This window comes from Pseudomonas sp. SJZ078 (assembly GCF_007828255.1).
Classification (GTDB): Bacteria; Pseudomonadota; Gammaproteobacteria; order Pseudomonadales; family Pseudomonadaceae; genus Aquipseudomonas.
In genome coordinates this window covers 67,198-79,643 of record NZ_VIUG01000011.1, presented here as the reverse complement: position 1 = coordinate 79,643, position 12,446 = coordinate 67,198, and the positions used below count along the sequence as shown (strand labels likewise).

At 59.6% G+C, this 12,446-nt stretch carries 5 protein-coding genes; 1 reads left to right on the top strand and 4 read right to left on the bottom strand.

What is annotated here, in order from left to right:
* Window positions 1-215: 215 nt before the first annotated feature.
* The 4 genes from FBY02_RS12730 to FBY02_RS12715 all read right to left on the bottom strand — a co-directional run bounded on the left by FBY02_RS12730 (window position 216) and on the right by FBY02_RS12715 (window position 10,400).
* Window positions 216-659 (bottom strand): hypothetical protein, encoded by a 444-nt coding sequence (locus FBY02_RS12730; RefSeq protein WP_144928010.1) that lies wholly within the window; start codon window positions 657-659, stop codon window positions 216-218.
* Window positions 660-851: 192 nt separating this feature from the next.
* Complete coding sequence (locus tag FBY02_RS12725) at window positions 852-1,328, bottom strand: hypothetical protein (RefSeq protein WP_144928007.1); 477 nt, start codon at window positions 1,326-1,328, stop codon at window positions 852-854.
* A complete protein-coding gene (locus tag FBY02_RS12720) occupies window positions 1,321-8,670 on the bottom strand; it encodes a DUF637 domain-containing protein (protein WP_144928004.1) in 7,350 nt (2,449 codons plus the stop codon). Before FBY02_RS12720 ends, FBY02_RS12725 begins: the two co-directional genes overlap by 8 nt.
* A 23-nt stretch (window positions 8,671-8,693) precedes the next feature.
* Complete coding sequence (locus tag FBY02_RS12715; RefSeq protein ID WP_144928002.1) at window positions 8,694-10,400, bottom strand: ShlB/FhaC/HecB family hemolysin secretion/activation protein; 1,707 nt, start codon at window positions 10,398-10,400, stop codon at window positions 8,694-8,696.
* A gap of 301 nt (window positions 10,401-10,701) precedes the next feature.
* Here FBY02_RS12715 and FBY02_RS12710 point away from each other — a divergent pair, with 301 nt between their 5' ends.
* Window positions 10,702-12,444 (top strand): potassium/proton antiporter, encoded by a 1,743-nt coding sequence (locus tag FBY02_RS12710; protein ID WP_144927999.1) that lies wholly within the window; start codon window positions 10,702-10,704, stop codon window positions 12,442-12,444.
* Window positions 12,445-12,446 lie beyond the last annotated feature (2 nt).

Sequence of the window (12,446 nt, the reverse complement as noted above, 5' to 3'; positions counted from 1 at the left end):
TAAACCCGACCGCTGAATGGGCAGCGGAAAACACAGGCTAGACACCGAAATCAGCAGGCGCAAGAGGTTGGGATTTTCTAGGAAATGTCCTGCAAGTCAATGGGAAAGGTCCCTATACAAAGTGTTTCGCTTTGTACTCGTCGCCCATTTTCATAGGATCCTTTGCCGTGTTTTGCACTGCCCCGGCCGAGGGCGGCCGCATCAAGGTAGGAAAATCAATGAGCCCCCTGCCCGGTCGATTCAGATGGAGTGGACATGACGGCCGGCTCGATTACCTTGGCGGAACGCCCTGTATCAATGTCTCGTATCTCGTAATACCACCATTTCAACGAAGAGGTACCATAAAGGCCATAGGTGTGACCTCCGACCAGGTCAACGGTCATTTCAACGGGTCGTGAGTATTCGGTTCCAATAGCACGGTTAACGGAAATTTTATGCCTTCCCGCTCCGAGTCGATACTCGGTTTGGCGGGCTATCCAATAGAGCGATGTATCGTCATCGATCTTGGCTATCGACAGTGCCTTGTCGAACTGCCGAATTATCGCAACCTCATCCCAGGGCTTTCCTTCTGCGCTTTTATGCTCGTAATGAATGCACCCCGTCAGCGAGAAGCAGAACAGAGTCATTGCTATAAAACGTAAGACGACAGCGTATTTCATCAATATCCCTCCATGATTTAACCAAAATCTGCTAACTCTCGCGGCCTACAAAATAAATTCCGGACTACCCCCAAAAAGAAACAGACTTATTCACAAACAAGCACAACAAATATTCGCCTCTTTCCCTAATAAAAAATCTGTCCTCTTTCTGTTTTCTCCACCAGTGCCTCTCTTAGCCTAATCTCATACAAGTCATTCAAAAAGCAGCCCCTGAGCCCCATAGTCTTGGGCAGAATCAACCAATAAAATTGAATCCTCATACTTCTCAAGATCACTTCCGACCCAAGACTGGCCCTCTCGCAAAAAATGAAACTTTACAACCGAGCCAAATTCATCACTTGAAATTATCGATTGAAATACTCCCTCATATCCTCTTCGCGCCCACTCTCCCAACACCGAACGAACGAAAAGTACCGCATTAAGAAGATAATCCGAATCTGCAAAGTCATCTATATGAATTGAATTTACAAAACATTCCCATCCGGTGCGATCCAAAAAGTTAGACTCTACGGCATTGGTGCTTTTACTAGCTAGGGCAGCGAGAAAAAAACAGCCATCCTTCTGAATAATACCCTGCGCGATAATATCAGCCAAAGCAGCAGGAAGCTGGCGTTCAACCCGATCAATGCCATCCAGGTCATTTTTCATCTTTTCGTTCATCTTAATCATGATTTGCCCCTAAATATTTTGACATCCCTTTTTCGATAGCCTGCGAAAATCTCGAATTTTTCAAAAGTTGATTTACCGATTTTGGCGCATCAGGAAATGATTTGGTTTCAGGATCATAAAGATATTTATTTCCTTTATTATCCTGATAGTGGAGTTGTCCTGGACGCTGGCCAGGATTAGGATTTTCTACATCCAAACGCTCTTTACCATCCCCTTTCCAGATTGTCTTACTTGCAGTTTGGACACCTTGTGCGCCCAGCATTCCATTTTTGTTATCGCTTCCTACAACCCCAACCTTAACCCCGGTTGTACCACCCTTCCCCCCAGCCGTCGACGCGAACAACCCCCGATCCGGACTCAATCCATTCGACGCAAGCTCGGCCAGTAATGCAGCACCATCGCCGTTTTCGGTGCGCGTATGCTCGATAATGCCGGTATTGATGGCCCGCTCGTTACTCCGCGTGATTTCCCAAAGTGCTGCCGAGCGATCGAACCCCGAGCTTCTGCCGTCATGCAGCAATTTTTCATTGGCCGGAATCTCATCCGCCAGTTGCTTCGTAATCTGCCCACAGCCCACCGGATTCTGCTGGCAGTACTGCCCAAACTCCCGGTTCCGGGCTGTGTCGAGGTTGTTGTAAAAATCCCGGATGGATTGGCAATCAGCTGGCGATTTGCAGGTGTTGAGCTTCTGCTCTCTCTCCACCAGTTCCGCATGGAACAGGTAGTTGAACGTGGTCGCTTTCTCGGCAATCTTCGAGCCGGTATTCAGATCACCGTCTACCGCGGCCGCGGCCAATAGGCCCGTCAGTTGCGACAACATCAACTGCAGATGTTTGTTTTTATCCGCCACTTTGGCCATGCCGGGAATCAGCGCTTCATTCAAACCGGCGGCTACCGCGCCGGTCTTGAAGTCGCTGCCCGTCAGCTCAGCCAGCAGGCCACCCATGATCGCGTGGGCAACAATTTTCTCAGGGCCGCCATCCGGGAACTTGATGGTATCGCCCACCCAGTTGAATCCGGTCGCCATCGCCACATTGCCGGCTTCTCCCAGCAGGGCAGCATTGAAGTTGCTGCCAAAGCTGCCACCGCCAATCGCGGTGGAAATGCCGCTGGAGATTACCGCTCGCCCCGTCGTGCGGATGGCCGTGTCAGTCGCGTTACTCCAGCGGAAGATGTCCTTGGAGGAGTTACTGGCGCTCGATGCCGAGCCTGCGGAACCCGCTGAGCCGGTCGACGGCTCGACGCCTTGAGTGGTAGTGCTGGCGCTGTCGGCGCTGGTAAACCAGTTCTCGTCGGCATAATCCAAAGCACCGGCGGTAAATCCGGCAATGGCCGCATTCTTCAGGCTGTCGGCACTAACGGTTTCCTTCAGTGCCAGTCCCAGGTTGCCTTTATTATCGATGGTGCTGGTGACTGCCGTGGTGCTCAGGCTGGCCGCGACAGCCAGGTTGCCGCCCGTAAGTCCGAAGCCGGCGGGCCCCATGATGAACGACATCAGGATTGCAATGGCAATCTTGGCGCCCGCGCCCAAACCCGAGTTCTGGTATTTGAAGCTGTCGTGGATTTCCTTCACCTGGCGCCAGTCGATATCGCCACGCGCCTCGGCCTGTTTCATCCAGGCCAGGCCCGGTTCAGCCTTCACCATCGCGTCGATGGTCTGGCTGACACTCTGTTTATCGACTTGCTTGACGTCGATACGCAGGCCGTCAACGGCCTTGATGACCAACTGCCCTTGGGCGACGAGCTCGCTCTGGCGCAAGGTCTCATCGGTGCGTCCCTCGCCTTTCATCTTGTACCAGGCAAGGTCACCTTTGCTCTTGGTGTGGCTTTCGTCGTGGTAATTCTTGACCCCCTCGAAGATGATCCGCCCACCACTGTCGAGGGTCAGATCATTGCCACTTTGCAGCTTCGCCACCTGGTAGGTCTGATCCCCACCGCTGATCAGTTTCAGGTTGCCCCCGGCCTTGATCTCGCTGCCGATATGAGTGATCTGCGTCACCTCATCTCGCCTTGCGGCGTTACTCCCCCAGCTCCCCTTCTTTTTCATGTTATACAACGAGTAATCCCGATTCTGCTCAGCCAGCAGACTTATCTGCTTAGCCGCAACCAGGTACGCCTCGTCACCCGCCGTAATCTTGCTCGCTATCACCGACAGGTTGTTGCGCGCAGCAATCGCTACATCCCCGCCCGCATTGAGGGTGGTCGCCTGCTGCTGGACATGGTCTTCTTCCTTGTTGATCTTCTTGCCACTGCGCTTGTAACGGTATTCGCTGGAGGTCTCGTTCGCGGCGGCAATCAGCGATACGTCGTTACCGGTGAGGTTGATATCGCCCTTGGCTTCCAGATGGCTGGCGACGACGGTCAGGTTGTTGCCCGCGTCGGCATTCAGGTCGCCGCCGGCCTTGATTTCACTGGCATGCTGCACGGTCTGGCGCTGTTCCCAGAAGTGGCGCTTGTCCTTGCGCATCGAGCCACTTTCTTCGCGAGCCGCGGAGATGACGATGTCTTTTCCGGCGCTCAGTTCGATGTCGTTGCCCGCCGTCATCGCGCCGCCCACATTCAGCAAATCGCCCGCAGCCCGCACGGTGAGGTTGTTGCCGGCCTCGATGCGTGCAGCATTGTCGACGACCGAGGTTTTCGAACTGAAGCCCGTGCCGCTGCTCTCAACGGTGGTGATGGTGCGGTCGTTGCGAATATCCCCGCTCAACGTCGACAGTTCGACGTCCTTGCCCTTGAGAATGCCGCCCTGGATGTTGACCAGGTCTTTGCCGGCAACCAGTTTGAGGCGCTCGCCGGCTTCGGCCAGGCGCGTGTTGACCAGGTTGTTCCCGGCCGCTGCCGAGAGGTTTTCGCTGGCCCGCAGCGTGCCGAAGTTCTTCAGGTCGGTGCCTGCGATCAGCGTGAGGTTCTTGCCCTGGATCAGCGCGCCGTCCGCCGTCAGCCGGTTGTTGGCCTGGGCCAGGTAAAGCACCGGCACCAGGACGTGCTCACCCTTGACCACCTGGTCTTCCATCCAGACGATGTCGTGGGTCAGTGCAGCAACCTGTTGTGAGGTGAGGGTCACGCCAACGGCCAGGTTCAACTGATCCTTGCTGGCGATGGCATTGTTCATCAGGTACTTGAACATGCCTTCGTCGCTGGTCTGCCCGGCGATGAAGCGCTGGCCGGTGCGGGCAAGCACCGCTTGTTGAATCAGGCGTTGTTCATACAGGCCATCGCCCAGGCGTTTCCAGCTGGTATCGGGGTCATAGCCCAGGTTGCGCAGCAGGTAATCCGAACTCATGAACCGCTTGAGGTCGGTGAGCGCTGGATTGGTCTCGATCAAGTACTTGGGACCGACGATGACCCGGCTCGCATCCGATCCCTGGACGGTCGCACGGCTCTGGTCATGGCCGTTTTGCGCCGCAGCGCCGCTATCAACGACACGGAACAGGCCGTTATCGCCCGTCGGCAAGGAGAACCCGGGCATGCTGGTCGGGTTCACCTGTTGCTGCGCGAGGTCCGGCGGTAATTGCGGATTGAGCACCACCACCGCAGGCTGCGTGGAGGTGGCGACATCCGTCGCCGCTGTTCTGGCCGCCCCCGCCGATGGCGCCTGGAACTGCACGAGGCTGCTATTTTCCAGTTTCTGGGTGGCCTGGATGTCGATGTTGCCCCCCGATTGAACGACCGCCGGCGCCATCGGCGCACCCGGTGTCACGGTGGTGATATCACCCACCTGACGGAAGCTGTTGAGTGCATCGACAGGGACTTCCTTCGGGTTGGCCTGGGCGTTATACGGGAAGATGTATCTCGCCCGGAAACGCTCGTCGGTTCCGTCGGTCACCCTGCCGGTGTTCCAGGTCCGCGTCCTGACGCTGGAGCCGGCAGCAGCGCCGACGTTGGCAAAGTTGTCCGCCTTGATCAGCAGGTCGGCACCCGAGGCCATCACGCTGTAGTTGTTGGAGACTGAGGAGCCGTCAATGGTCAGCTTGCCGCCACTCATCAGCGTGGCGCTGGCCGAATCCTGGAGCACTACGCTCTTGTAGGTTTCAGTGGCGACATAATCGACGTTGTGGTGATCGCCACCACAGTCATAACACGTGACGCTGATGGAGCCCGACACCAGCTCATCGGTGGTGCTGAAGACGTCCTTGCGATTGATCAGGACGTTGCTGCGCAGCGACATGTCCTTTGCCGACTCGAGGGTGCCGGAGATGTTCTCGAGCAACTCACTGCGAGCGACGCCATCTCGCGCCGCGACGTCCAGCGCTCCAAGGCTGTAGACGTCGCCAAAAGCGTTGGTGAAGGTGTTGAAGCGCAGCGCCATGTCCGCGCCGCTGAAGATCAAGCCGCGATCGTTGCGCGCCTCGTTGGCGCTCAACTCGACAGCTTCGGCGCCGCCGAGCGTGCCGGTGTTGGTCAGACGGGTCGCGGCCAGGGAGAATTTGCCGCCCCCGGTGATTCGCCCGCCGTTGGTCACCACTCCCAGGCTGGTGATGCGGGTGTCGCCACCGCCGGCCAGGCGCGAACCGCTGGACAGATCGACGCTGGCCGCGCTCAGGTCAAACCGACCGAAGCCACTGGCCTGACTGTTTCCGGTACCGACATAGGCCCCACTCAATCGTAGATCCAGGTCACCGTCGCTGCTGATGATGCCCGCGTTGTTCCAGGTGCCGCCCGTGGCCAGGATGCTTTGAACGGCGCTCAACTTACCGCTGCCGGATTGATTGAGTTGACCGACCTTCAGGTCCAGCACATCGGCCTGGATATCCGAACTGTTGTCCCAACGCGCCGCGTCGACGGTCAGGGTGCCCGAGGTCGTCAGGCTGCCACCGACGTTGCTGAATCGGGCGATGTCCACGTCCAAAGTGCCGGTGCCCACATGCCGGACATTGCCGTCAGCGTTCTGGAATGCCGCCATCTGCAAGGACAGGTCCTGGGTGGCCGCCTCGATGGTGCCGCGCTGGTTGTCCAACAATTGGGTAATCGTCAGGGTCGCGGAGCCCTGGGTGCCTACCGAACGCAGCTTGCCGCCCTGGTTGTCGATCGACGCAACGCCGATCAGCAGGCCATTGGCACCCTCCACCAGGCCGCGCTGGTTGATCAATGCGCCGGTAAGGCCGAAATCAATGGTGTCTCCAGCCGCTCGTCCATCGCTGTTGTCCAGGTCGCGGGCGCGTACCATGAGTGCCTGCTTGGCCAGCAGGTCACCGTTGCGGTTTTCGAGCGTGACGGTGGAGACCTCAGCGGTCCCGGACAAGGCCGCCACTTGCCCGCCATTGTTGAGCACCGCCTGCTTCGCATCGAGCTCGACAGACTGTGCCTGAATCAATCCGGCATCGCCGCCTGCGCTGAGCGATTCGCCGTTGTCCAGCACCTTGTCGAGCGTGACTTTCAGCCAGCCCTCGACGCTGGCCAGCACGCCGCCACGGTTATCGAGATTGAGAGCCTCGACCTCCACGTTCCCGGCCTGGGTGATGGCGCTGCCGTCCTGGTTGACGAAGTCGCCGGAGACATCAACCTTCAAGCCCCCCTGGCTGAGCAGGCTGCCGTTGCTGTTATCGACGCTACCGCCGCTGATTGTCAGCCCTTGCTCGGTGCTGATGATCGCTTTACCGGTATTGAGCAATTGGTGGTTGGCCGTCAGGCTCATGGCCTTGACCGAGGCGATATAACCCTCGTCCGTGTTGCTGATGCTGTCGGCGGTCAGGGTGAGTTTTCCCTGGCTGATCAACTTGCCGTTCTGCTGGTTGAAGCTTTTCAGCGTGGCGACGAGGTCTCCCTGGCTGGTGACTTGTCCGCCGCTGTTTTCAACATCATTGCCTTCAAGGGTCAGCGCGGCGTCGGAAGCAATTTTGCCAAGGCTGTTATCGAGGCGTTTCGCGTCGATCTTCAGCGTGCTTTTGCCACTGATGGCGCCGTCACTGTTCTTTAGCGTCCCGGCGACCAGGGTCTGTTCGCGGTCACTGGCGATGATGCCTTTGTCACGGTTATCCAGCGTTCCGGTCGCTGTCGCTTTCAGCTCGCCCTGGCTGACCAGGGTGCCGGCGCGGTTGTCGATATCCTGACCCTTGACGGTCAGGGTTTTCGCCGCAGAGAGCGTGCCGCCTCGGTTGTCGAGGGTCTGCGTGGTCGTGGCTTTCAAGTCGCGACTGGCGACCACGCTTTGCCCACGGTTGTCGATGCTGGCCGCCGTGAGCACCACGTCGCCGACCTGGTTGCGGGTGTTGTCCGCATTGACCCCGGCTTCGATGACCCCCAGGTTGTTGAGCTGACCGTCGGTGGTCAGCGTGACACCGTCACGTGCGGCAATGGCGCGTCGATTGTTGATGTCGCCCTGGGTGGTCGCCTGGACATGGCGGCCCGCATAGATGGTGTCCTGAGCGTCCAGACTCTTGGCGTTGATCTCGACGGCGCCCGCTGCCGTGGTTTGCGCCAGACTCAAATGTCCATTGGCATCGAGCTGAATGTCGCCACCGCTGGCGATCATCTTGCCGTCCAGCTTCACCCCGACACCAGCCTCGGTCCCCACCAGCTTGATTGACCCGGCGTACATGCCGCCCAGGGCCGAGGAGTCGATCGCCAGTTGCGGCTTGGGACTGCCGTCATCGGCGCGTGCAGTGGCCTTGAGGGTGGCGGCATCGACGTCGTTGCGACCGGCGACGATGGTTAGGTTTTTCGCCTGGATCTCGGCGTTGATCTTGGCGCTGCGGGTGATGATCTCGAAGCTGTCGATGTTGTTGGCGTTGAGACCCGCGCCTTCGATGGCCACGCTGCCCTGGTCCACCTGGTAGCGGCTCAACCGACCATTTTCGATCACCGGTTTGCCGGTGGTCAGGGTCGCCTTGGGCGTGTTGATGAAGCCGCAGCCGTTGCAGGTGATGCCGTAGGGGTTGGCGACGATGACATGGGCCGACTGCCCCGCCACTTCGGTGTAGCCCCGTAGCTGGCTCGGGCTGCCGCCGTTAACTTCATTGAGAATGACCTGGGCGGCCGTCCCCTTGAGGTTCGGGTTGCCAAGGATGATCCCGCCCAGTTGGGTGGATTGGGTCGGGTTGGTGGCATTGTTGAGGATCACGCCGTTGCTACCGACGTTGTAGTCCTTGAACTGGTTGTGGGACAGACCGTTGCCGTTGGGCTTGGCAATGTTGACGATCGGCACGCCATTGCCTGCCTGGCCGAGGCTGGTGCCCGGCGCACTGACGACGATGCCGCCAGCCTGGGCCCACATAGGCTGCCAGAACATGACGTTGGCCAACAGGAATGCCAGGCCGCGCTTGGGCATGCCCCAGAACCGGTCGCGGGTTTTCAGGGTGGCGGAAGGCTGGCGGGCCAGGAACGCGTATTGGCGGTCGTCCATGATCAGGTCTCGTTGCAACAGAATTAAATGGATAGATCAACGCGGAAATAGATCGGCGCTTCACGCTCGGTCAGGGCATCCGGGCGTTCCAGGGAGTGGGCGAAGGTGACGCTGGCGGTGAGGTGCTGGCCGCGGGCGAACAGCTCCAGCGAGTTGCTCGACATGCGCCCGTGCTGATCGCCGTTGTAGCGGGTCCCGCTGATCACGCCCTGGTCATAGCCCAGGCTGGTGCCGTATTCGGCAAATACCGGACGCAGCCATTCCAGGGTCACCGGGCGGCTCCAGCGCAAGTCGTTGCGCCAGTAGCCACCGTTGTCGCCGGCCAACGACTGGTCCTTGTAGCCACGAATCGAAGACTCTCCGCCCAGGCTCATGCGCTGCGGGCTGAACAGCACGTCTTCGCTGCGCTGGCCGGTCATCAAGCTGCTGAAGCTGAAAGACTCGTCCCACAGTTTGAACGGTTGCAAATAGCTGAGCGTGGCGGTGTATTTGCGATAGCGGGCGTCAGCCTGGCCGGGTGCCGGGTCGTGGTTGGCCTGGGCATCGAAGGCGCCGATGCCTTGCTGCATGCCCAGGTCGAGGTTGACGAAGGCACTGCCGACCCGACGGCCGTGGTTGATACCGAACTGCGCTTCGCTCAGGCGATTGCTGCTCAGGGCCAGTTTGCTGTCTTCGATGAAGTTGTTGCTGCGCAGGTAGGCCAGACCGGTGTTGAGGGAAGTCTTGCTCATGGCGTCGCGATAGATGACACGCTCGATCCGCAACTGATGGTTCTGGCTGTCGCCGCTTTGCTTGAAGTTGAAACCGTTGGCCGCGATCTGCGAGCGGTACTCGCTCTGGCTGTAGGTGTAGCTGACGTTCCACCAGCCAAACGGCAGGTTGTAATAGAGCATGGCGTTGCGCGAGGTGTGCTGGTGATCGCTCATCGCGTCATGACCGCCGCGCAACATCAACTGATCGGCCAGGCCCAGCGGGCTGTCCCATTCGAAACGGGTGCCCCATTGCTGCTCGCCAGTGCTGCGCTGGCCGTCGTTGCTCCGGTACAGCCCGGCGCGCCAGGGCTTCTGCGGGGTATTTTTGACCAGCACTTCACTGCCGCCGACGTTCTGGCCGGGGGTCAGCTCCATCTGCGCCTGGTTCGATGGCAAGCGATTGAGCTGGTCCACCATCTGCTCGATTTCCCGCAGGTTGACCAGCTCGCCGGTCTTGCCGGGAAACGCCATCGCCAACTCACGCGCCGACAGTTGGCTGCTCTCGGCACCCTTCAAGCCTTCCAGCCGTCCCTCGACCACCAGCACCTGCAGATGACCGCCCGACAGGTCCTGCTGCGGCAAGTAGGCACGGCTGGTGACCAGGCCTTTTTCGATGTAGTGATCGGTGATGACCTTGAGCAATTCATTGAGCTGGGGCACGCCCAGGCATTGGCCGATGTAAGGCTGGAGCAAACGCTCGCGCTCACCGGCCGAAAGACTGTCGGCGCCCTTGAGTTCGATGGTCTTGATGGGGAAGCAACGGGTATCGGCCGGAGCGGTTGGCTGGGTCGGTTTCGCCTCTTGGCCCGGCAGGTCCTTGAGCTCTTCCAGACGGCGGCGCTGCTCTTCGAGCAAACGGTTCTGGCGCTCGCGGATCAGGTCGGTTTCACCGGGGGTAGGAGCGGCATGGGTCGAAGCAAGCGGAGACAGGCACAGCAAAGCCAGGCACAACCTCGCCCAATGGGCGGGTGTAAACATGTTCGATCCCTCGAAAATGACATCCAAAAAGCGGCGCGATGTTAGGTAGCCATCTTTTTTTCGTCAATTGAATATTTGAGCGCTGAGGATATTGTTGGGATCGCCTTTTCAAAATCAGGCGCCTCCGGTACGAAGGTAAGAAAGGTTTCTGTGCAGGGCCGGAAGCTTCCTGCAAAACGGTCAGAGAAGCCGCAGTCCAAACCTTTTTTGACAGCATCGCATTTCAACAGGTTAGAATCGCTGGCACGCAGACTGCATGGCCGGTTTGTGCCCGTCTTTCAGTTTTCCCGGAGTACTGCCTTTGACTGCGACGACCATCAACAGCCTGTTCTTGATCGGCGCGTTGCTGGTGGGTGCGAGCATCCTGGTCAGTTCTCTTTCTTCCCGACTGGGCATCCCGATCCTGGTGATCATCCTGGCCGTGGGCATGGTTGCCGGCGTCGATGGGGCCGGTATTCTTTTCGACAACTACGCCACGGCCTATCTGGTCGGTAACCTCGCGCTGGCCGTCATTCTGTTGGACGGTGGCCTGCGTACGCGGGTCTCGAGTTTCCGGGTGGCCTTGTGGCCGGCGCTGTCGCTGGCGACGGTCGGGGTGTTGATCACCACCGGGTTGACCGGCCTGGCGGCGGCGTGGCTGTTCAACCTGAACCTGATCCAGGGCCTGCTGATCGGCGCCATCGTCGGCTCGACCGATGCCGCGGCGGTGTTCTCGCTGTTGGGCGGCAAAGGCCTGAACGAGCGGGTCAGCGCCAGCCTCGAGATCGAGTCCGGCAGCAACGACCCCATGGCGGTGTTCCTGACTGTGACCCTGATCGGCATGCTCGCCAGCGGCCAGACCGACCTGGAATGGAACCTGGTGGGGCATCTGGTGCGTGAGTTCGGCATCGGTGCGGTGCTCGGCCTGGGCGGCGGCTGGCTGATGTTGCAACTGGTCAACCGGATCAACCTGGCCAACGGCCTCTACCCGATTCTCGTCATCAGTGGCGGCCTGGCCGTGTTCGCCCTGACCAACGCCCTGCACGGCAGCGGCTTCCTGGCGGTGTACCTGTGCGGCCTGGTCATCGGCAATCGCCCGGTGCGCAGCCGCCACGGCATCCTGCACATGCTCGACGGCATGGCCTGGTTGGCGCAGATCGGCATGTTCCTGGTGCTGGGGCTGCTGGTGACGCCCCATGACCTGTTGCCGATCGCCTTGCCCGCCCTGGGCCTGGCGTTGTGGATGATCCTGTTCGCACGGCCGCTGTCGGTCATCGTCGGCCTGCTGCCCTTCAAGGCCTTCCATGGTCGCGAGAAAGCCTTCATCTCCTGGGTCGGGCTGCGTGGCGCGGTGCCGATCATCCTGGCGGTGTTCCCACTGATGGCCGGCCTGCCCCACGCCCAGCTCTATTTCAACCTGGCGTTCTTTATCGTGCTGGTGTCGTTACTGGTCCAGGGCACGAGCCTGCCCTGGGTCGCCAAGTTGCTGCATGTCACGGTCCCGCCGGAGCCCTTGCCGATTTCACGGGCGGCGCTGGAGGTTCATGTCACCAGCGAGTGGGAGCTGTTCATCTATCGCCTCGGGGCGGAAAAATGGTGCATCGGCTCGCCCCTGCGGGACCTGAAAATGCCCGATGGCACACGTATCGCAGCGCTGTTTCGTGGCCAGCAACTGCTCCATCCGTCGGGTAGTACGGTGTTGGAAACCGACGATCTGCTCTGTGTAATCGGTCATGAACATGACCTGCCGGCCCTGGGAAAACTCTTCAGCCAGGCGCCACAAAGGGGCCTGGATCTGCGCTTCTTCGGCGACTTCGTACTCGAAGGAGACGCCCAACTGGCCGCGGTTGCCGCCCTGTACGGGCTGAAGCTGGACGGCATCGATCCGGACTTGTCCCTGGGCCGTTTCATTGCCCAGAAAGTCGGTGGCGCGCCGGTGGTCGGTGACCAGGTGGAGTGGAACAACACCTTGTGGACCGTCGCGGCCATGGACGGGAACAAGATCGGCAAAGTGGGCGTCAGATTCCCCGAAGGAAGTCGCCCGGGTCCCGGCTTGTTCCTCTAAAC